At 69.0% G+C, this 21260-nt stretch carries 19 protein-coding genes; 4 read left to right on the top strand and 15 right to left on the bottom strand.

The genetic code is table 11. From position 1 onward, the window contains the following. Window positions 1–92 precede the first annotated feature (92 nt). Window positions 93–1061 carry a GHMP family kinase ATP-binding protein gene (locus ACP56T_RS08375; protein WP_430911679.1) on the top strand — a complete coding sequence of 323 codons (969 nt, stop codon included), beginning with the start codon at window positions 93–95 and terminating at the stop codon, window positions 1059–1061. Window positions 1062–1118: 57 nt separating this feature from the next. On the opposite strand, the gene ACP56T_RS08370 is transcribed toward ACP56T_RS08375, so the two are convergent. Further along, window positions 1119–3050: an HAD-IIIA family hydrolase gene (locus tag ACP56T_RS08370; RefSeq protein WP_430911678.1), complete on the bottom strand. Its 1932-nt coding sequence runs from the start codon at window positions 3048–3050 to the stop codon at window positions 1119–1121. A 371-nt stretch (window positions 3051–3421) separates the two neighbouring features. Between ACP56T_RS08370 and ACP56T_RS08365 the strand changes: the two genes are divergently transcribed. Beyond that, the gene (locus tag ACP56T_RS08365; RefSeq protein WP_430911676.1) at window positions 3422–4273 is read left to right on the top strand and encodes a class I SAM-dependent methyltransferase; all 852 of its coding nucleotides are present in this window, start codon (window positions 3422–3424) and stop codon (window positions 4271–4273) included. 311 nt (window positions 4274–4584) lie between these two features. Here the strand turns inward: ACP56T_RS08365 and ACP56T_RS08360 are convergent, their stop codons facing one another. The 8 genes from ACP56T_RS08360 to ACP56T_RS08325 form a co-directional block, all read right to left on the bottom strand. Further along, on the bottom strand, window positions 4585–5559 hold the full coding sequence (locus ACP56T_RS08360; RefSeq protein WP_430911675.1) for a sulfonate ABC transporter substrate-binding protein: 975 nt from the start codon (window positions 5557–5559) through the stop codon (window positions 4585–4587). Between the two features lie 41 nt (window positions 5560–5600). Next, window positions 5601–6776, bottom strand: a complete 1176-nt coding sequence (gene ssuD / locus ACP56T_RS08355) for an FMNH2-dependent alkanesulfonate monooxygenase (protein WP_430911674.1) — start codon at window positions 6774–6776, stop codon at window positions 5601–5603. Between the two features lie 33 nt (window positions 6777–6809). Beyond that, a complete protein-coding gene (locus ACP56T_RS08350) occupies window positions 6810–7637 on the bottom strand; it encodes an ATP-binding cassette domain-containing protein (protein WP_430911673.1) in 828 nt (275 codons plus the stop codon). Between the two features lie 38 nt (window positions 7638–7675). Beyond that, window positions 7676–8533: an aliphatic sulfonate ABC transporter permease SsuC gene (ssuC, locus tag ACP56T_RS08345; protein WP_430911672.1), complete on the bottom strand. Its 858-nt coding sequence runs from the start codon at window positions 8531–8533 to the stop codon at window positions 7676–7678. Window positions 8534–8540: 7 nt separating this feature from the next. Continuing rightward, window positions 8541–9509, bottom strand: coding sequence for an aliphatic sulfonate ABC transporter substrate-binding protein (locus tag ACP56T_RS08340; protein ID WP_430911671.1), 969 nt, complete (start codon window positions 9507–9509; stop codon window positions 8541–8543). An 11-nt stretch (window positions 9510–9520) separates the two neighbouring features. Beyond that, window positions 9521–10087 carry an FMN reductase gene (gene msuE, locus ACP56T_RS08335; RefSeq protein WP_430911670.1) on the bottom strand — a complete coding sequence of 189 codons (567 nt, stop codon included), beginning with the start codon at window positions 10085–10087 and terminating at the stop codon, window positions 9521–9523. Between the two features lie 476 nt (window positions 10088–10563). Continuing rightward, window positions 10564–11325 carry an ABC transporter permease gene (locus ACP56T_RS08330; RefSeq protein WP_430911669.1) on the bottom strand — a complete coding sequence of 254 codons (762 nt, stop codon included), beginning with the start codon at window positions 11323–11325 and terminating at the stop codon, window positions 10564–10566. Window positions 11326–11336: 11 nt separating this feature from the next. Further along, window positions 11337–12263 (bottom strand): ABC transporter ATP-binding protein, encoded by a 927-nt coding sequence (locus ACP56T_RS08325; RefSeq protein WP_430911668.1) that lies wholly within the window; start codon window positions 12261–12263, stop codon window positions 11337–11339. Window positions 12264–12547: 284 nt separating this feature from the next. On the opposite strand from ACP56T_RS08325, the gene ACP56T_RS08320 reads away from it, so the two are divergent. Continuing rightward, complete coding sequence (locus ACP56T_RS08320; RefSeq protein WP_430911667.1) at window positions 12548–13345, top strand: lytic murein transglycosylase; 798 nt, start codon at window positions 12548–12550, stop codon at window positions 13343–13345. Window positions 13346–13555: 210 nt separating this feature from the next. Then, window positions 13556–14692 carry a DUF2778 domain-containing protein gene (locus ACP56T_RS08315; RefSeq protein ID WP_430911666.1) on the top strand — a complete coding sequence of 379 codons (1137 nt, stop codon included), beginning with the start codon at window positions 13556–13558 and terminating at the stop codon, window positions 14690–14692. Window positions 14693–14731: 39 nt separating this feature from the next. On the opposite strand, the gene ACP56T_RS08310 is transcribed toward ACP56T_RS08315, so the two are convergent. The 6 genes from ACP56T_RS08310 to ACP56T_RS08285 all read right to left on the bottom strand — a co-directional run bounded on the left by ACP56T_RS08310 (window position 14732) and on the right by ACP56T_RS08285 (window position 21168). After that, window positions 14732–15487 carry an SURF1 family protein gene (locus tag ACP56T_RS08310; RefSeq protein ID WP_430911665.1) on the bottom strand — a complete coding sequence of 252 codons (756 nt, stop codon included), beginning with the start codon at window positions 15485–15487 and terminating at the stop codon, window positions 14732–14734. A 20-nt stretch (window positions 15488–15507) separates the two neighbouring features. Continuing rightward, a complete protein-coding gene (cyoD, locus tag ACP56T_RS08305; protein ID WP_430911664.1) occupies window positions 15508–15900 on the bottom strand; it encodes a cytochrome o ubiquinol oxidase subunit IV in 393 nt (130 codons plus the stop codon). Continuing rightward, window positions 15897–16526: a cytochrome o ubiquinol oxidase subunit III gene (gene cyoC, locus ACP56T_RS08300; RefSeq protein WP_430911663.1), complete on the bottom strand. Its 630-nt coding sequence runs from the start codon at window positions 16524–16526 to the stop codon at window positions 15897–15899. Before cyoC ends, cyoD begins: the two co-directional genes overlap by 4 nt. Window positions 16527–16531: 5 nt before the next feature. Then, window positions 16532–18535 carry a cytochrome o ubiquinol oxidase subunit I gene (gene cyoB, locus ACP56T_RS08295; protein WP_430911662.1) on the bottom strand — a complete coding sequence of 668 codons (2004 nt, stop codon included), beginning with the start codon at window positions 18533–18535 and terminating at the stop codon, window positions 16532–16534. 44 nt (window positions 18536–18579) lie between these two features. Further along, complete coding sequence (cyoA, locus tag ACP56T_RS08290; RefSeq protein ID WP_430911730.1) at window positions 18580–19692, bottom strand: ubiquinol oxidase subunit II; 1113 nt, start codon at window positions 19690–19692, stop codon at window positions 18580–18582. A 156-nt stretch (window positions 19693–19848) separates the two neighbouring features. Next, entirely contained in the window at window positions 19849–21168 is a 1320-nt protein-coding gene (locus tag ACP56T_RS08285; protein WP_430911661.1) for an MFS transporter, read from the bottom strand. Window positions 21169–21260: the final 92 nt, after the last annotated feature.

Below are 21260 nucleotides of genomic sequence, written 5' to 3'. Positions count from 1 at the left end.
CTTCTTGTGCAAGCTCATCTCGCTCTCGCCGCCCTGCCCTTTCCCCCGAACCCCGACGACCGTCGATGATCATCAGCCGAACTCCGCTCAGGATGAGCTTCGTTGGCGGCGGCAGCGACATGCCGGACTTCTATCGGCGTCACGGCGGCGCGGTGCTCAGCACGGCGATCGACAAATACGTCTACGTCAATATCAACCGGAAGTTCGACGGCGGCATCCGGCTGGCCTATTCGAAGACCGAGGAGGTCGAGTCCGTCGAGCAGATCGAGCACCGGCTCGTGCGCGCCGCCTTCGACCTGATGAAGATCGATGGCGGGGTCGAGATCACGACGATCGCGGATATCCCCTCTCGCGGCACCGGCCTGGGCTCGTCGAGCACCTTCACCGTCGGGCTCCTGAATGCGCTGTCGGCCTATCTCGGGCGCCACATCTCGGCGGAGGATCTCGGCCGGATGAGCTGCGAGATCGAGATCGGGCGCTGCGGCGAGCCGATCGGCAAGCAGGATCAATACGCCGCCGCGTATGGGGGGCTGAACCTCATCGAGTTCAAGGCCGACGACAGCGTGGTCGTCTCGCCCATCATCATGCAGCCGAGCGTTCGCGACAGCCTCGAACGGCGCATCCTGATTTTCTATACCGGCATCACCCGCAGCGCGTCCCACATCCTGAAGCAGCAGTCGGAGGCGGTCACGAGCGACCGTGCGAAGCGAGGCGCCCTGGTTCGGATGGTCGAGCTCGCCTACGTGCTCCGGGAGGAGCTCCAGAACGGCAATCTCGACTCGTTCGGCGAGATCCTCGACGACAACTGGAGCCTGAAGAAGACCCTCGCGAGCGGCATCAGCACCGACGAGATCGACCATTGGTATGCGCTGGGCAAGAAGGCGGGCGCGCTCGGAGGCAAGCTTCTCGGCGCGGGCTCGGGCGGGTTCCTGATGCTCTATGCGCCGGAGGAGCGCCACGCGGCCGTCGCCGAGGCGCTCGGCATGCTGCGGCTCATCAAGTTCCGCTTCGATACGATGGGAAGCCGGATCATCTTCTACAATCCGACCACCACCTTCTGAGGCGGTCGCTACACGCTCCCCAGGCCGGCGCAATCTCCGCATCACGCGGCTGCCGTTCTAACCGGCCGGCGCCGGAAGGAGGTCGTCCATCGTGAGTTGCAGATCGTCGCTCCGCCGACCGCTCTCGATCAGTGCGTCCTCGTCCCGCAGGCGGCTTGCATAGATCGCCTCGGCCTCGGCAGGGCTCGAACCGCGCCCCGTCAGGGTCCGAAGGATCCGGCGGTGCCGTTCCTCCTCGTTCCCCCCGACCCAGACGCGGTGGACGGCACGGCGTGCGGCCGGCGACTCCGGCAGGGCGAAGAGAAGCGCGGGCACGCCTTCGAGGATCAGCACCGTCTCCCGCTCGAGCGTTGCGTGATCGACCGCCGGATGCCGCGTCCGCGTATGGCGATCGTACCAGGGAAGGGTCAGCTCGGTGGCCGTGCCGCTTTCCAGCCAGGGCGAGAGCATGGCGCGCGCCGCTTCGAGCTCGTAGCGGCCGAGGAGGCCGTTGCCGTCACGGTCGGCGGCGCTTTTGATGAACCTGTCCAGCGCGAGATCCAGCGGCTTGCCGCCCCGCTCGGCGAGGGTCCAGGCGAGGGCGCGCGCGACCGTCGACTTGCCGAGATGGGCCCGTCCCCCGATCAGGACGACGTCTCCGGGGCGAATGCGCGCGGTGAGCGGCGCGAGCCGATCCCGCAGTGCCGGATAGGTCTCGAGGATGAACCGCACCGCTGCGGGGACGTCGTCGACCACCACGTCCGGCGTGACGCGAGCCCGGCCGTCGCGTCCGCCTTCTCCGGTGTGGACCAGGATGGACCGCAGGCCGCTTCGCTTGGCCGCCAGCATGTCCGTGGTCGAATCGCCGACGAACCAGGATTGCTGCATGTCGAGATTGAGGCGCTCGCGGGCCTCTTCGATCAGCGCGATGCCGGGCTTCCGGCAGGCGCATCGGATCTTCAGCGACGCGACCTCGCCGGAGAACCCGGCATCGGGATGGTGCGGGCAGAGCAGGATGAGGTCCAGCCATCCGCCGCTCCGGCCGAGCTCCGTCTCCAGCTTGTTGTGGATCAGGCGCAGGTCTTGAAGCGTCGCCTCGCCGCGGGCGATGACGGGCTGGTTGGTGACGAGGCCGACGCGGTATTCCGCATCGTTCAGCCTGCGGACCGCCTGGGCGATGCCCGGCAGGAGATGCAGGTCCTCGTGGTCGCGGATGTGCCCCGCGAGCTGGTTGAGGGTGCCGTCCCGGTCGAACAGAACCCCCTTCTGCGGCCTGCTCGATCTGGCGCGCTCGACCACGCCCGTGCGCAGATGGCGGACGGCCTTGTCGAGACGCGCGGGGGTGCCGATGTCCTTGATGTACTCGAAGGAGACGTAGCCGCGCAGCCGCTCGCCGGCGGCGACCATGCGCGGAAAGAGGTCCTTGGCGAAGTCGAGCGGGGGGGAGGCGTCCCGCCAGCGGGTCAGCGCTTCGCGTTCGATCACGTAGAGCGCGGCGTTGACCAGATTCGGCAGCAGGGCGTCCGGGGGATGCGGATAGGAGTGGAAGCCGGTGATGTGGCCCGAGGCGTCGGTCTCCACGAGATCCGAGTCATGGGGATGATCGTTCGGGTGCAGGAACAGCGTCGCGGCCGCGCCGCCATGCGCGTGGGCCTCCCACATGCGCGCCAGGTCCACGTCCAGCAGCGTGTCCCCGTAGAGAACCAGAAATCGGGGGGCGAGCCGGTCCAAGGCGGCCAGAACGGCGCCTGCGGTGCCCTTGGCCTCGCCGTCGTCGAGGGTCGTCAGGGCGAGTCCGAAATCGGTCTCGCGGCAGAACGCCTCGATCTGATCCGCCGCGTGAATGACGAGGATCAAGGCGCTGTCGAAACCGTTCCGGGCAAGCAGCTGGAGCTGCCGCCCCAGCAGGGGCGTCCCGTCGACATCGACCAGCGGCTTGGGTCGGCCATCGAGCCGTTCGCGCAGTCGGGTGCCCTTGCCCCCGGCCAAGATCACCGCCTGGCGGGTCACGCGGCCCGTCCCCGCCGCGCGGCCCGGTTGCCGCCCGCCACGTCATGCGGCGCCCGACGGGCCGCGAGCTCGCGAATGAAGGTCATGACCGTTCCCGATCCCAGAACCGCACGCCGTCGTCTCGCGACGCGGGCGGCCACGATAGCCGCGATGCAACGCGGATTCGCGCCGGTTGTAGTCCTCCGCGTCGTGAGCGAACAGGCTGCGTCGTCGCCGGCCGGTCCGCCGAGATTTCGAAAATCATTGCCGCCTGATGCGCGCCGTCCAAAGCGTAGACGTGACCTGCTGCGGAGCTGCGGATAGGCCGGCAGCGAAGCATTGCCGCTTCATGGTACTCGCCGTACGAGAACGAGAAGCTGGAGCGTGGAAGAATGACGACGCATTGTCCGATTTGCGAGTCGGAAAATACCGAATTGTATACTAAGGTATCCGGCTTTGATTATATTCAATGTTTTGGCTGCGACAGTATCTTCATCGACCCGAAAACCATCGATGAAATCGACAATGGACGCTCTCTGGTCGATTATGAGGGCTCTTATTGGGAAAAAGAACTGAAGGCGGCTCGTGTTCGATGCTATGGCCCAGCATTGGCGCGTGTTGCGGAAGCATTCCTGTACGCGCGCCGTCCTATCGATGTCTTCCTGGATGTCGGGACCGGGGGAGGGCTTCTTCTGGACGCCTGCTCGACATATCTGCCGAGGTCGAAGCATAAATTCTACGGCATCGAGAAATATCCTCCCGCTTATCACATGAGTCAGAATCCGAATTTGATCATAGGCAGCATTTCGGATCTCGATATGAAAGTCGATGCAGGATGTTGCATCGAGGTCATCGAGCATCTAACGCCGAAGATGCTACGTACGATGCTGGTCGATTTGGCGGCGGTATCGCACGACGATGCGTTGTTCATATTCAACTCAGGGCAGCCGGATTTCGTGCGCAAGGACGCTCCTGGGTATCTGGATCCGCTCAGGTGCGGTCATCTGGTGTCCTACTCGCTCGCCGCGATCTCGCTCCTGGCCGAACCGGCAGGGTTTCGTGTGCATGAGCTGGTCGGGAAGACATGGGCTTTTCTTCTCGAGAAGACGGAGTCACGTAGTCCCGAGGCGGTGAAGGACCGGATCTGGACACCGGTGAAGTCCAATCTGGATGTCCTGAAAGATGCCGATATGGGATCGGTCATGTATATTCTCGGACTGGAAACCGCGCGCGCTTACGGGTGATGTCGTCTGACGGAATGAGCGAGGATCGTTTCCGACGGCTCGCCTGCTTCCGCGCGGAACCGGCAGGCGGCCCGCATCGCCGACGCCGCGCGCCGCCACCGGCGGGCCCACGGATTGCGTTCACCGTTCCGAGGGTTATGTGCGGTTCCGCACCGGCGAAGCCCTGTAACCGCAGCCCGCAGTCTTCTATGGTGTCTTCGATACGACCATCGAAGTGATCATCCTTCCCAAGGACGCGCTTCGAGGAAGCCGGGCGGCCTCAAGTCTCAACAGCTCACAGCCGCCCGGTTTCCGCCTGTCGTCTCGTCCTCTCAGCTTCCTGGTTTGCGCACCGCGTCCGCGACGTCGACGGCCTTGGGGATCAGGCCGAGGCCGTGGAAGGTGTCGGCGATGCGCTGCTGCTGGGCCACCACGTCCCGGTCGAGGGAGCGCACCCCGTAGCTCTGGCGCTTGAGCGCCACCGCCAGGATCGGCGCGGGGATGCCGACGGAGGGCGCGAGTTCCTGCGCCACCGCGTCGGCGTTGTCCTTCGCCCAGGCGTCGATCTCGGCGATGGCGGACACGACCGCGTCGACGGCGGCGCCGTTCTTGGCCGTGAAGGCGCGCGAGGCCAGGTAGAACTGGTGGTTGGGCACGAGGTCCGTGCCGTCGCTCAGCACGCGCGCGTTCCCGGTGACGACCGCCGCCGCGTAGAAGGGGTCCCAGACGCCCCAGGCATCGACGGCGCCGCGCTCGAAGGCGGCACGCCCGTCCGCCGGCGTGAGGTAGACCGGCGTGATATCGGCGAGCGTCAGCCCGGCCTTCTTCAGCGCGCTCACCACCAGGTAGTTCACGTTCGAGCCCCTGGTGAAGGCGACCGTCTTGCCCTTCAGTTCCGCGACCGAGCGGATCGGGCTGTCCTTGGGCACCAGGATCGCCTCGCCGCGCGGGGCCGCCGGCTCATGGGCCACGTAGGTGAGCGCGTCGCTCGCGGCCTGGGCGAAGATCGGCGGCGTCTCCCCCGCCGTGCCGAAATCGAGGGCGCCGGCATTGAGCGCCTCGAGCAGCGGCGGCCCCGAGGGAAATTCCGACCACGTCACCGTGTAGCCGAGCGCCTTCAGCTTCGGCTCGAGGGTGCCCTTGCCCTTCAGGAGAACGAGGGTGCCGTATTTCTGGTAGCCGATGCGCACGACCTTCTCGTCGGCCCGCGCGGCCAAACCCGTCAGCAGCGACAGCGCGAGGGCGGTGAGCAGGATCCAGGCGCGCGCGAGGCGAGCCTCCGGCAGGGGCTGAGCGGCGGCTTGCATGAGAGGCGTCCTCGGGGCTGCTGGGAGGGGATGAGGGAGGGTCAGCGCGCGGCGACGCGGCGGAGCGGCACGATGTCGTTGGCCATCACCTCGCCGAAGGGGCCGTTATTGGCGGCCGCGCTTCGGGTGGTGCCGGTGGTGGCGCGCAACGGAAGCTTGGGGAAGACCAGCTCGGCGAAGCGGTAGGCTTCCTCGAGATGCGGGTAGCCGGACAGGATGAAGCGGTCGATGCCGAGATCGATGTACTCCTTCATCCGGTCGGCGACTTGGGTCGCCGAGCCGACGAGAGCCGTCCCCGCCCCGCCCCGCACCAGCCCGACGCCGGCCCAGAGATTGGGCGAGACCACGAGCTTGTTCCGGTCGCCGCCGTGCAGCGCCATCATCCGGCTCTGGCCCACGGAATCCTGGCGCTTCAGGGTGGCCTGCGCCTGCGCGATGGTGGCGTCGTCGAGGCGCGAGATCAGCCGCTCGGCCTCGGCCCAGGCCGCGCTCTCCGTCTCGCGCACGATGACGTGGAGGCGGATGCCGTAGGAGAATTTTTTGTTGCGGCGCTCCGCTGCTTCCTTGGCGCGCGAAATCTTCTCCGCGACGCCGGCCGGCGGTTCGCCCCAGGTGAGGTAGACCTCGCAATGCTCGGCCGCGACCTCGATGCCGGCGGGCGAGGAGCCGCCGAAATAGAGCGGCGGATGGGGATCCTGCACCGGCCGGAAGATGACGCGGCCGTTCTCGCTTCTCAGGTGCCGGCCCTCGAAGCTGACGGTCTCGCCGGCCATCAGCCCGCGCCAGATGTGCAGGAACTCGTCCGTCACCGCGTAGCGCTCGTCGTGGTCGAGGAAGACGCCGTCGCCCCTCAGCTCGACGGGATCGCCCCCGGTGACGACGTTGATGAGGAGCCGCCCGTCCGAGATCCGGTCGAGGGTCGCGGCCATGCGGGCGGCGGCGGAAGGCTCCTGAAGGCCCGGACGGACCGCCACGAGGAAGCGCAGGCGCTTCGTCAGCGGGGCGAGCGCCGAGGCGATCACCCAGGAATCCTCGCAGGAGCGTCCCGTGGGCAGCAGCACGCCGTAATAGCCGAGGTCGTCCGCACCGCGCGCGATCTGGCCGAGATAGTCGAGGGACACGTCCCGCGCCCCCTCCGCCGCGCCGAGATAGCGGCCGTCGCCGTGGGTGGGCAGGAACCAGAGGACGTCGGTCTTGCCGTCCGTGGATATGCTCATCGGTGTCTCCGATTGTCTTGGATGCCGGCGGTATCAGGCGCGCGCGCCGAGAAGCCGGTCGAGGATGCGGCCTTCCAGCGCCGCGAGGTCGGGGTCGCCGCGCCGCCTCGGACGGGGCGTGTCCACGGACAGGTCGAGGGCGATCTCGCCTTCCTCGATCACGAGGATGCGGTCGGCCAGCGCCACCGCCTCGCCGACATCGTGGGTGACGAGGATCGCGGTGAAGCCCTGATCTTTCCAGATCCGCTCGATCATCGCCTGCATGTCGATGCGGGTGAGCGCGTCCAGCGCCCCGAGCGGTTCGTCCAGCGCCAGCAGCGAGGGCCGGCTGACGAGGGCGCGGGCGAGCGCCACGCGCTGCCGCTGGCCGCCCGAGAGCGTCGCCGGCCAGATCCCGGCCTTGGAGCCGAGCCCGACCTCGGCGAGCACGGTTTGCGCCCGCAGCCGGCGCTCGCTCCGGCTCCCCGCGCGGCCCAACCCGACCGCCACGTTGTCGGCGACGCGAGCCCAGGGCAGCAGGCGCGGCTCCTGGAACATGATGCGGCGGCTTCCGCCCGAGCCCGCCTGTCCGTCGCGCTCGCCGTCGAGGGCGATGCTGCCCCCGCTCGGGGTCTCCAGGCCGAGGATGAGCCGCAGCAGGGTGCTCTTGCCGCAGCCGGAGCGGCCGACCACGGCCACGAACTGCCCGGCCGGGATGTGCAGGTCGAGGCCGCGGATCACCGGCTCCCCGCCGTCGAACGCCTTGGCGAGGCGCCGCAGGGTCACGGCGAGCCCGCGCGCGGGCTGTCGCGCCCTGGGGCGGGCGGCGGCGCGGGCATCGGCGGAGATGTCCTCGAAGCGCAGGGCGGCGGAGGCGGTCATGACGGATCCCGTTTGTCGAAGGGGCGAGCGTGCGCGGTTCAGGCGTCGCGGTAGGCCGGGTTCCAGGCGAGGCAGCGCCGCTCCAAGAGCCGCGTCAGGCTGTCGGCGAGCTTGCCGAGCGCCGCGTAGATGAGGATCGCCAGCACCACGACGTCGACGAGCATGAACTCGCGCGCCTGCATGGCCATGTAGCCGAGCCCCGAGGAGGCCGAGATCGTCTCGGCGACGATCAGCGTCAGCCACATGATGCCCAGCGCGTAGCGGAGCCCGACGAAGATCGAGGGCAGCGCGCCGGGCAGCACGACCCGCCGGAAGAGCTCGCGCCGCGACATGCCGTAGACCCGGCCCATCTCGACGAGTTGCGGATCGACCGAGCGGATGCCGTGCAGGGTGTTGGCGTAGATCGGGAAGAACACGCCCAGCGCCACCAGGAAGAGCTTGGCGCCCTCGTCGATGCCGAACCACAGGATCACCAGCGGGATCAGCGAGAGATGCGGCACGTTGCGCACCATCTGGAGGCTGGTGTCGGTCAGCCGCTCCGAGAGCCGCGAGAGGCCGTTGGCGAGACCGAAGCTCAGGCCGATGCCGCCGCCGATCAGGAAGCCCAGGGCCGCGCGGCAGAAGCTCACCCAGAGATTGGTCCAGAGCTCGCCCGTGCGGCCGAGGCGCCAGCCCGCCGCCGCCACCTCCAGCGGGGCCGGCAGGAAGCGGGTGGAGATCAGCCCGGCGGAGGCCGCCGCCTGCCAGCCGATCAGAAGCGCGGCCGGCAGCAGCCAAGGGAGCAGGCGCTGCGGATCGAGCCGTGGCGCGGTCCCGGAGGAGACCCGCCGGGCGAGGGAGGCATCCCGCCGGCGCGCGGCGACGCGCGGTGCGGGGATCGCGGAGGAATCGGCCATGGGAAACTCACCCGTTGCGCGGAGCGGCGCCCGGAGGCGTCCAGACGATGTCGGCGACGCGCACCGGCCTCGGGATCACGCCGAGCCCGTGGAAGCGGTCGGCGATGCGCTGCTGCTCGCCAGTGACCGCCGGATTCATCGGCGCGAGCGTGTACTTGATCCGCCCGACCGTGCGCTCGGTGGCGGCGAGCGGCACGCCGGTGGCCTTCGAGAGGCTGGCGGCGACGCTCGGCCGGTTCGCCTCGCACCAGGCCGCGACGCCGGCGAGCGCCGCGAGGGTCTCGGCGACGATGCCGGGCCTGCTCTCGGCCAGCGTGCGGTTGGCGAGGAAGAAATTGTTCGTCGGCGCGATCTCCGACGCCTGCGCCAGCACGCGCACCTGCCCGCCCTGCTCGGCGATGGCGAAATACGGGTCCCACACCGTCCAGGCGTCGACGGAGCCGCGCGCCAGCGCCGCCGCGCCGTCCGCCGGCGCGAGGGTGACGGGGGCGATGTCGCCATAGCTCAGGCCGGCCTTCTCCAGGGCGGCGATGGTGAGGTTGTGGGCGCTCGATCCCTTGGCGAAGGCGACGCGCTTGCCCCGGAGATCGGCAAGCGAGCGGATGCCGGAGTCCTTCGGCAGCAGGATCGCCGAGCCCGAGCCGCCATCCGGCTGCGCGGCGGCGTAGACGAGGTTCGCCCCGGCGGCCTGCGCGAAGATCGGCGGCGCGTCGCCGGTCTGGCCGAAGCCGATGGCGCCGAGCCCGAGGGCCTCCAGCAGCGGCGGCCCGTAGGAGAACTCCGTCCAGGTCACGGAGACGCCGAGCGGAGCCAGCCGCGCCTCGATGGCGCCGCTGTCCTTGGCGACCGCGAGGATGCCGTTCTTCTGGTAGCCGATGGCGAGACGGGCGGCCTCGGCCGCGCGCGCCCGCCGTGGGGCCATGGCGGCTCCGGCGGCGGCCAGCGAGGCCGCGACCAGCGCGCGGCGGGAGAGCATCGCGCGGGCTCCTATCGCGAGGCGGCGAGCGGCAGGCCGGCGCGCTCGCCCGCGAGGTCGAGCAGCAGCCCGAGCTCCCGCGCCGCCTGCTCGATGCGCACCCGCACGGCGGCGTCGACCACCTTGCCGTCGGCGATCTCGGCCTCGCCCGCATAGACCGAGGTCGGCACCGTCTGCGCGGCGAAGAAGCCGAAGAGCGGCCGCAGGGCATGCTCCACCACCAGCGCATGGCGCGGACCGCCGCCGGTGGCCGTCAGCACCACCGGCTTGCCGGCGAGCGCTTCGGGATCGACGAAGTCGATGAGGTGCTTGAACAGCCCCGCATAGGCGCCCTTGTAGACCGGCGAGCCGACGATCAGGGCGTCCGCCCCCTCGATGGCGTCCACGATCCGCGCCGCCGGCAGCGGCAGGGCGTTGCGGGCGGCGACCGCGATGCCCGTGCCCGCGTCCACGAGGTCGAAGGTGCGGATCTCGACGGATTGGCGGCGCGCCACCTCGGCGGCGACCGCTTCCACCAGGGTGCGCGTGCGCGAAGGGCGGCGCGTGTTGCCCGAGAAGGCGACGATACGGAACGGCATCAGGCGGCCCTCGCAGGTGTGGGGATTCGTGCCACGAAAAACCTCGCGTGAATGACGGCCCGCGCGACCGGATTTTCTGCCGGGCGGCGGAACAGGAGAATAAAGCACGCCTCACCGCCGCGATGATCGGGCGATTTCAGGCGTATCGATCGCTTGGAAGAAGTATTGATGTCGCCGTCTTGGCTATGGCGATAATTTGTGCCGGCGATGCTGCCCGGTCAATGAATTCGTTTTGTCTTTTGCAATGCGATCGCGGCAGAAAATTCCATCGTCTCAGCGGGGATGGACAGTCGTTTTTCTTTCGCGCCCGACGCGGTCGCGACGATGCGGCTCCGGCGCTCGAAGCGCCACGGGCCGATGCCGGGGAGCGAGCGGGCGCGACGCCGAGATCCCGGTCCTTGCGGATCGGGCCGGGACAGGCGCGGCCGCGCGTCTTGAAGAGTCCGGTAGCGCCCGCGCTCGGGGCGCCGCCCGGATCAGTTCTTCAGGCGGTAGCCGGTGCGGAAGATGTAGGTGACGAGCCCGAGGCAGACGGCGAGAAAAAGCCCGGTCATGGCCAGGCTGACGCCGATGGCGACGTCCGCCGTGCCGAAGAAGGCCCAGCGGAAGGCGCTGATGAGATAGACGACCGGGTTGGCCAAGCTCAGCGCCCGCCAGAACGGCGGCAGCATGTCGATGGCGTAGAAGCTGCCGCCGAGGAAGGTCAGCGGCGTCACGATCAGCAGCGGCACGAGCTGGAGCTTCTCGAACCCGTCCGCCCACAGCCCGATGACGAAGCCGAACAGGCTGAAGGTCACGGCGGTGAGCACGAGGATGGCGAGCATCCAGACCGGATGGTCGATGCGCAGCGGCACGAACAGCGAGGCGGTGGCCAGGATGATGAGCCCGATGAGGATCGACTTCGAGGCGGCCGCGCCGACATAGCCGATCACCACCTCCACCGGCGAGATCGGCGCCGAGAGGATCTCGTAGATCGTGCCGGCGAAGCGCGGGAAATAGATGCCGAAGGAGGCGTTGGCGATGCTCTGCGTGAGCAGCGCCAGCATCATCAGGCCCGGCACGATGAACAGGCCGTAGGGCACCCCGTCGACCGCCGTCACCCGCGAGCCGATGGCGGCGCCGAAGACCACGAAATACAGCGAGGTCGAGATCACCGGGGCCAGGATGCTCTGCATCGCCGTGCGCCAGAAACGGCTCATCTCGAAGCGGTAGATGGCGCGGACCGCGAGCCAGTTCATGGGGAGGTTCCTCAGGCCCGCTCGCGCACGAGGTCGACGAAGATGTCCTCGAGGGAGCTCTGGCTGGTGCGCAGGTCGTTGAAGGTGATGCCGGCGGCGGCCAGATCCGTCAGCAGGGCGGTGATGCCGGTGCGCTCGGCCTTGGTGTCGTAGGTGTAGACGAGCTCGCTTCCCTGGCCGTCGAGCTCGAGCCCGTGGGCGGCGAGCGAGGGCGGCACCGCGTCGAGGGCGCCGTTCACCTGGATGGTGAGCTGCTTGCGCCCGAGCTTGTGCATCAGCGCGGCCTTCTCCTCGACCAGGATGATCTCGCCCTTGCGGATCACGCCGATCCGGTCGGCCATCTCCTCCGCCTCCTCGATATAGTGGGTGGTGAGGATGACGGTGACGCCTTGGCTCTGAAGTCGGCGCACCAGGCGCCACATGTCCTGGCGCAGCTCCACGTCGACCCCGGCGGTGGGCTCGTCGAGGAAGAGCAGGCGCGGCTCGTGGGAGAGCGCCTTGGCGATGAGCACGCGCCGCTTCATCCCGCCCGACAGCGTCATCAGGCGGTTGTCCTTCTTCTCCCACAGGGAGAGATCGCGCAGCACCTGCTCGATATGAGCGGGGTTCTTCGGGAGCCCGAACAGGCCGCGCGTGAAGCTCACCGTGTTCCAGACCGTCTCGAAGGCGTCGGTGGTGAGTTCCTGCGGGACGAGCCCGACGATGCCGCGCGCGGCGCGGTAGTCGCTCAGGATGTCGTGGCCGTCGATGCGCACCGTGCCGGCGCTCGGGGTGACGATGCCGCAGATCACGTTGATGAGCGTCGACTTGCCGGCCCCGTTCGGCCCGAGCAGCGCAAAGATCTCGCCGCGCGCGATGTCGAGAGTGATGTCGCGCAGCGCCGAGAAGCCCGAGGCGTAGGTCTTCGACAGATTGGAGATCGACAGGATCGGCGGCATGGTCTGCTGCTCGGCGGGCGGGGCGCGAAGAACGCCGCGCGGGCCTACAGCATGCCGGACCGAGGAGCGACCCGGCCCTCCGCCCGCGCCTTCGCGGCCTGTGCCAAACGGCACTTCGCGCGCGGCGACCCATCCGCCACAGGTCGCGGCCTGGATGGAATGTGATTCGCGCGCCGTCTAGCCCCGGACAGGCGCCTCGGGCATACCACCTGCCGGCGCGGCGGCGACTCGGCTCGGCCGCCCGTGACCATGCCTTCGCCGACCGACTGCCAGAGGAGTTTCGCGTGACAGACCATACCTGTGGCAAGATCGTCGCGGCGGCGGCCATCGCCGCGCTCGCCCTCGTGCCCGTCGGCGCGCAGGCGGCGCAATGCGGCAACTCGGCTGGCGGCTTCGAGGCGTGGAAGAGCGAGTTCGCGCAGGAAGCCAAGGGGCGCGCCAGCGCCGCCAGCCTCGCCGCCCTGGCGACGACCTCCTACTCCACGGCGACGATCTCGGCCGACCGGGGACAGCGCAGCTTCAAGCTCTCGCTGGACCAGTTCCTGGCCAAGCGCGGCGGCCCCACCATCGTGGCGCGCGGACGCAAGCTCAAGGTGACGAACGCCGCGCTCTTCGATTCCATCGAGCAGCGCTACGGCGTGCCGCCGGGCCCGCTGCTGGCGATCTGGGGCATGGAGACCGGCTTCGGCGCGGTGAAGGGCAACGTCAACACGCTCTCGGCGGTGGCGACCCTCGCCTATGACTGCCGCCGCTCGGAATACTTCACCGACCAGCTCTACGCGGCCCTGAAGCTCGTCGACAGCGGCGTGCTCAACGCCAGCACGCGCGGCGCCGCCCATGGCGAGGTCGGCCACACCCAGTTCCTGCCCAAGAACGTGCTCCAGTACGGCACCGGCGGCGACCTCAACAATGTCGGCGCCGCCCTGTCCTCGACGGCGAACTTCCTCAAGGGCCATGGCTGGCGGGCCGGCGCCGGCTACCAGCCGGGCGAGCCGAACTTCGCGGCGATCCAGGGCTGGAACGCGGCGAGCGTCTACCAGCGGGCCATCGCCACCCTCGGCCGCCAGATCGACGCCCCGTAGGACGATCGCCGCCGCCGGCCTCGCGCCCGGCGGCGGCCGCGAACCGCCGCGCTCCATCTCAGATTCACCATGATTGCGCCCCGGAAAAGCCGAGCGCGGCCGGCTGATTGTTGCTCGACGAATGCTGTCGGGCCCGGTGCGCCGCCGATTCTCGGCGCGGGCTGACCGGCCGGGCATCCGTCGGGAGACGAGGAGCTCGGCGGCGCCAGCATGGTAAACGACACCCTGCCCCCGGACGGCGCCCCTCCCGCTCCCCGCCGCGCCGCCTCTGGCCGTCTCGCCCTTGCCGGCCTGTCCCCCCTGCGGGCGCCCGTGACGGCGATCCTGGTGCTCGTCCTGTTCGGCGGCCTGCCGGTCTCGAACCGGGTCCCGACCGGCGGCGATACTCCCCTCCCCGTACGGGAAGCGGTGGTGGTCGACGCTGCCGAGACCCCCGATCCGATCGCGCCGCTGGACCCCGAGTCGGTCGCGCTTCTGCGGCAGGCGTTTCGCGACGCCGAGCAGGCGAAGGTCGCGGCCCTCGCGCCGGAGGCGCCCGTCGAATCCGCGACGCCCTTTGCCCGGCAGGAGCCCGCTCCTCCGGCTCAGGAGCTGTCCTCGCAGGCCCCGTCCTTGCAGGCGCAGATGGTGCCGTTGCCGGTGCCGCGCCCCTCGGAGCTGCGCGCGAATCCCGGCGAGCCCTCCCGCCGGGCGGATCGCCGCGCCTCGCGCCAGGCCATGGCCGCCGCGCCGGCCGCTCCGGTGGAGGACACGCGCTCGTTCTTCGACAAGCTCTTCGGCGCCCAGCCGTCTCCGGCCCCGGCCGGGGCGCCCTCCGCCGCCCTCGGCTACGCCGCCCTGGAGACGAAGCCCGTCGCCCCGCCGGCGCGCAGCCCGTTCAACCCCTTCTCCGCGCCGGCGACCGGCACCGGCATCGCCGTCTACGATATCAGCGCCCGCACCGTGGTGCTGCCGAACGGCGAGAAGCTCGAGGCGCATTCCGGGCTCGGCGACGCCTTCGACGATCCCCGCCACGTCCATGTCCGCATGCGCGGCCCGACCCCGCCCGGCACCTACGACCTCACCGAGCGCGAGGCGCTCTTCCACGGCGTGCGCGCGATCCGGCTGACCCCCGTGGGCGGCGCCGAGGCGGTCTATGGCCGCAATGGGCTCCTCGCCCACACCTTCATGCTCGGACCGCGCGGCGATTCGAACGGCTGCGTGTCCTTCCGCGATTACGACAGGTTCCTCCAGGCCTTCCTGCGGGGCGAGGTGCAGCGCCTCGTCGTGGTCGCCGGAAGCCGGGGAGATGCCGTTCCCCGCCTCGCCTCCGGCGGACGCACCCTGCGCGTCGCGGGCGCCGAATAGCGATCCCCCCCGCCGGACGGGCGACGGAAGGCGGCCGGCCTATACGGATCGGGAGCGGGCCGGCGGCGCGGAGCGCGCGCGCAGCGCCTGGAGATCCGCGAGGGCGAGCGCCGCCAGCGTCATCGCCGCCAGCACGAACCAGGTGATCGCGTAGACGAGGTGGTTGTTGGGGAAGTCGACCACGGTGAGCCCGCCCACCGGCAGGCCCCCCGGACCTGGGGCGGCCTCGGCGTCGATGAAATAGGGCGCGACCTCGGGAAGGCCCCGCGCGGCGGCGATGGCCGCGACGTCGCGGGAATACCAGCGGTTGGCGGCGGGATCGTTGGAGCGCAGGAAGGCGCCGCCGGGCTCGCTCATGCGGATCAGGCCGGCGATCGTGACGGGCCCTGAGGCGGGCGCCCAGGCCGCCGGATCGCGCCGGTCGGAGGGCACGAAGCCGCGATTGACCAGGATCGTGCGCCCGTCCCCGGCGCGCAGCGGGGTCAGCACCCAGAAGCCGCCGCCCAGCGCCGTCACCGCCTGAACCAGGGTGGCGCGATCGTGCAGGAACACCCCCGTGGCGGCGACGCGCCGGTAGGCGTCGGCCTCAGCCGTGGCGGTGGCCGGTGCCGGCGCGGGGGCCGCGTGGATGCGCGTCTCGACGCGCTCGATGAGGTCGCGCTTCCAGGCGAGCCGCTGCACCTGCCAGGTGCCGAGCCCCGCCAGCACCGCGACGACCGCGAGCCCCGCCAGGTTGAGGGCGACGAGCCCGCCCGTCGAGACCCGCCGGACCGGCGCGTCCTCCGGCGCCGGCACGGCGCGGGCCCCGCTCCCGGTCAGGGTTGGCGGTGCAGCGCGTCGTGGGCCGACATCGGCATCATGTTGGTGTTGAGGTGGTGCATCACCCAGATCGAGCCGGTCAGCGTGATGACCACCAGCGTGATCGTGAAGATCAGCGCCAGGATGGTCCAGCCGCCCTCGGACTTGGTGTTCATGTGCAGGAAGTAGATCATGTGCACCACGATCTGCACCACGGCGAAGGCCAGGATGACCACCGTCGTCCAGACGGCGTCCTTCAGCACGTCGGCCATCACCAGCCAGAACGGGATCGCGGTCAGGATCACCGACAGCACGAACCCGGTCACGTAGCCCTTGAAGGAGCCGTGCGCGGCGGAGGCGTCGTGGCCGTGCCCGTCGCCGTGGTGGCCCGCGTCGCTCGCAGCGCTCATCGAACGACTCCCATCAGGTACACGAAGGTGAAGACGCCGATCCAGACCACGTCGAGGAAGTGCCAGAACATCGACAGGCACATCAGCCGGCGCTTGTTCTCGACGATCAGCCCGCGCCGCGCGGTCTGGACCATCAGCACCGCGAGCCAGATCAGGCCGCAGCTCACATGCAGGCCGTGCGTGCCGACCAGCGCGAAGAAGGCGGAGAGGAAGCCGCTGCGCTGAGGGCCCGCGCCCTCGTGGATCAGGTGCGAGAACTCGAACAGCTCGATGCCGATGAAGGCCGCGCCGAAGAGCCCCGTCACGAACAGCCAGAGCTGCATGGCGCGCTGGTTGCCCTTCTCCATCTCCAGCATGGCGAAGCCGTAGGTGATGGAGGAGAACAGGAGCATCGCGGTGTTGAGCGCCACGAGCTTGAGGTCGAACAGGTCCTGCGGCGAAGGGCCGGCCGCGTAGTTGCGCCCGAGCACGGCATAGGTGGCGAACAGGACCGCGAAGATGAGGCAATCGCTCATCAGGTAGATCCAGAAGCCGAGCATGGTGCTCGCCTCGTGGGCGTGCTCCTCGGCCTCGTAGAAGACCGGGGCCTCGCTGCCGGGCGGGGCGGTGTTCAGATGCATCGCCATCGCGGTCAGGCCTGCCCTGCGAGCATGGTGGTGCGCTCGCCTTCCGTGCGGACGACGGTGTCGGCCGGGATGTCGAAGTCGCGGTTATAGTTGAAGGTGTGGGCGATGGTGACGATCACCATCGCGGCGAAGGACGCCGCTGCCAGCCACCAGATGTACCAGATCATGGCGAAGGAGAAGACCACCGACAGGGCGCCGAGAATGGCGCCGGTGCCGGTGTTCTTCGGCATGTGGATCGCCTTGAAGCCTTCGAGCGGACGGCTGTAGCCGCGTCGCTTCATGTCCCACCACGCGTCGAGATCGTGGATGCGGGGCGTGAAGGCGAAGTTGTAGTCCGGCGGCGGCGAGGAGGTCGACCATTCGAGGGTGCGCCCGCCCCACGGGTCGCCGGTGACGTCGCGCAGCGCCGCGCGGTTTTTGATGCTGACGGCGAACTGCACGATCATCGAGAGGATGCCGAACAGGATCAGCACCGCGCCGAAGGCCGCGACGACGAACCAGATCTGAAGCGCCGGATCGTCGAAATGGTTGGCGCGCCGCGTCACGCCCATCAGGCCGAGCACGTAGAGCGGCATGAAGGCGACGTAGAAGCCGATCGTCCAGAACCAGAAGGACAGCTTCCCCCAGAACGGATCGAGCTTGAAGCCGAAGGCCTTCGGGAACCAGTAGTTCACCCCGGCGAACATGCCGAACAGCACCCCGCCGATGATGACGTTGTGGAAGTGGGCGATCAGGAACAGGGAGTTGTGCAGCACGAAGTCGGCCGGGGGCACCGCGAGCAGCACGCCGGTCATGCCGCCGATGGTGAAGGTCACCATGAAGCTCACGGTCCACATCATCGGCAGCTCGAAGCGGATGCGGCCGCGGAACATGGTGAACAGCCAGTTGAAGATCTTGGCCCCCGTCGGGATCGAGATGATCATCGTCGTGATGCCGAAGAACGAGTTCACGGAGGCGCCCGAGCCCATCGTGAAGAAGTGGTGCAGCCAGACGAGGTACGAGAGGATCGTGATGACCACCGAGGCGTAGACCATCGATGCGTAGCCGAAGAGGCGCTTGCCGCAGAAGGTCGAGGTCACCTCCGAGAAGATGCCGAAGGCGGGCAGGATGAGGATGTAGACCTCCGGGTGGCCCCAGATCCAGATGAGGTTGAAGTACATCATCGGGTTGCCGCCGAGGTCGTTCGTGAAGAAATGCGTGCCGACGTAGCGGTCGAGCGACAGCAGCGCGAGGACGGCGGTCAGGATCGGGAAGGCGGCCACGATGAGCACGTTGGTGCAGAGCGAGGTCCAGACGAAGATCGGCAGCTTCATCATGGTCATGCCCGGCGCGCGCATCTTCACGATGGTCGCGATCAGGTTGATCCCTGAGAGCAGCGTCCCGATGCCGGCGATCTGGAGGGCCCAGATGTAGTAGTCGACGCCGACGCCGGGGCTCATGTCGGCCCCCGAGAGCGGCGGATAGGCGAGCCAGCCGGTGCGGGCGAACTCGCCCACGAAGAGCGAGATCATCACCGTGATCGCGCCGGCGACGGTCATCCAGAAGCTGAAATTGTTGAGGAACGGGAAGGCGACGTCGCGGGCGCCGATCTGGAGCGGCACGACGTAGTTCATCAGCCCGGTGACGAACGGCATCGCCACGAAGAAGATCATGATCACGCCATGCGCCGTGAAGATCTGGTCGTAGTGGTGCGGCGGCAGGTAGCCCTCGTTGGCGCCGAAGGCCACGGCCTGCTGGGCGCGCATCATGATCGCGTCGGCGAAGCCGCGCAGGAGCATGACGATCGCCAGGACGATGTACATCACGCCGATCTTCTTGTGGTCGACGGACGTGACCCAGTCCCGCCACAGCGGGCCCCAGAAGCGGAAATAGGTGATCGCGCCGAGCACCACGATCCCCCCGAGCGCGACGCCCGCGAAGGTGGCTTGCAGGATCGGCTCGTGGAAGGGGATGTCGGTCAGCGACAGGCGCCCGAAGACGAGCTTCTGAAGATCCGGATTGGAGAACATGGGATCGGCCCGTTCGATGAGGTCAGGCGGCGCGCCGGGCGCGCCTAGTTGCTGCGCTGCGCGGGCGCCACGGAATCGTGGTTCATGCCCGGCATGGAATGGCCCTGGTGCGGGTCGCCCTTGGTGCCGGCGTCGGGGCCGTCGCTGCGCGGAGCCCTATGCGTCGCCGGCGCGGTGGCGCCCGGCGCCTCCTCGCCCTGCTCCGTGTGGCGGTTGTCGTAGCGCAGCTTCTCGCGGTTCTCCTGGCTGTCCTTGCCGGCGCCGCCCGAGGCGTCGATATGCATCATCTCGCTCATGCACATCTTGCCGGGAACGGCGCACATGTTGAGGATCGAGCCGAAGAGGCCGTCGGCGACGCTCTTGTAGTAGCGGACCGCGACGCGCTCGCTCGGCTTCTCGAGATCGAGATAGGCCTCGCGGCTGAGATCGGTGCCGGTCCCCTTCGCCTTGGCGACCCACTGGTCGAAGTCGCTGCGCGACAGGCCGTGGAACTTGAAGGTCATGTAGGAGAAGCCCGCCCCGCTGTAATGCGAGGACAGGCCGTCATAGACGCCGGCCTTGTTGATGACCCCGTGGAGCTTCGTCTCCATTCCGGGCATCGCGTAGATCATGCCGGCGAGCGCGGGCACGTAGAACGCGTTCATCACGGTCGAGGCGGTGATGCTGAAGGCGATCGGCCGGTCCACGGGCGCGGCGAGCTCGTTGACGGTGGCGATGCCGTATTCGGGGTAGAAGAACAGCCACTTCCAGTCGAGGGCGACGACCTGGACCTCGAGCGGCTTGGTGTTGGGCTGCACCGGCCGGCCGGCCTCGATGCGCGACAGCGGCCGGAACGGGTCGAGGGTGTGCGTGCTGATCCAGGTGAGCGCGCCGAGCGCGATGATGATCAGGAGCGGCGCCGTCCAGATCAGGAGCTCGAGCTGGGTCGAGTGGTGCCAGTCGGCGTCGTAGGTCGCGGCCTCGTTCGAGGCGCGGTAGCGCCAGGCGAAGAACAGCGTCAGCGCGATCACCGGCACGATGATGAGCAGCATCAGCCCCGTCGAGGCCAGCACGAGGTTGCGCTGCTGGAGCGCCACGTCGCCGGAGGGCTGCATCACCACGAGGTTGCAGCCAGCGAGCAGGCCCGCGAGCGGCACCAGGGCGAGGCCCTGCACCATCCGGCGCAGCAGCGGGGACCGGCGGCGCGGGGCGCGGGGCTCGTTCGTGGAGGGGCTGGGGACGGGGATGGCCACGGAACTCGACCTATGCTTGAGCCGCTGCCGCGGCGGCGTTTCGTCCTGGCGCCGAGGCGCCGTGCGGGGTCACGGGGCCGGTCACACCTGCCGCATCTCGGAACGGTCGATCATGAGGGCGAGCAGCGAGGCGAGCGCGCCCGACAGCAGATACAGCCCGACGATGGCAAGCCCGTAACGGCTCGCCAGCGCGAGCACGAGGAGCGGCGCGAAGCCCGCTCCGAACATCCAGGCGAGATCCGTCATCAGCGCCGCGCCGGTGTAGCGGTAGCGCGCGCCGAGCCGCGATGTCACCGCGCCGGCGGTCTGCCCGTAGGCGAGGCCGAGCAGCATGAAGCCGATGGTGACGTACATCGTCTGGCCGATGGCGCTCTCGCCGACGATCAGCGGCGCGATGGTGCTGCCGAGCGCGAACAGGCCGATGAGGCCCGAGCTCATCAGGAGCGCGTTGCGGCGGCCGATCTGGTCCGCGATCAGCCCCGAGGCGGCGATGGCGCCGGCGCAGACGATGGCGGCGGAGAACTGCACGATCAGGAACTCGCCGGCCGAGCGGTCGGTGTAGAGCGTGATCCAGCTGATCGGGAAGATCGTCACGAGGTGGAACAGCGCGAAGGCGGCGAGCGGCACGAAGGCGCCGATCCAGACGTCGAGCGCGTGGTGGCGCAGCAATTCGAGGACGGGCACCGCCTCGAGCCGACCCTTCTCCATCAGGCCCTGGAACTCGTCGGTCGCCACTAGCCGCAGGCGGGCGAACAGCGCCACCACGTTGATGGTGAAGGCGCAGTAGAACGGGAAGCGCCAGCCCCAGTCCAGGAAGTCCTCCGGGGTCAGGTTGACGACGAAGAACGAGAACAGCGCGCTCGCCACCATGAAGCCGAGCGGGGCGCCGAGCTGGGGAATCATCGCGTACCAGCCGCGCCGCTCCACGGGGGCGTTCATGGCGAGCAGCGAGGCGAGCCCGTCCCAGGCGCCGCCGAGCGCCAGCCCCTGCGCGATACGCAGGCCCGCGAGCAGATAGATCGCCGCGTAGCCGATCTGGCCGTAGCCCGGCAGGAAGGAGATCGCCGCCGTCGAGCCGCCGAGCAGGAACAGCGCGATGGTCAGCTTCACGCCGCGCCCGTGCCGGCGGTCGACGGCCATGAAGATCGCCGAGCCGATCGGGCGCGCCACGAAGGCCAGCGAGAAGATGGCGAAGGAGTAGAGCGTCGCGGTGAGCGCGTCCGGCTCGAAGGAGAAGAACACCTTCGGGAAGACCAGCACCGAGGCGATGCCGTAGACGAAGAAGTCGAAATACTCCGAGGCGCGGCCGATGACGACGCCGACCGCGATCTCGCTCGGATCGACCTTGTGGTCCGAGGAGACGCGGTGCGCGTCACGCTCCAGCGTCGAGGAAGAGGCCATGGAGTGCTCCGTGACGGCCCCCGGAGGGAGCCGGCTCGATCGAGGTTCCGCTTCGCGAACCCATGCGTAATGCGAGCCATTGCCTAGCGCAA

This window comes from Methylobacterium endophyticum (assembly GCF_050591105.1).
In the GTDB taxonomy this organism is placed as follows: domain Bacteria; phylum Pseudomonadota; class Alphaproteobacteria; order Rhizobiales; family Beijerinckiaceae; genus Methylobacterium.
Note: the sequence above shows the minus strand (reverse complement) of the source record. Positions and strands in the feature narration are given on the sequence as shown.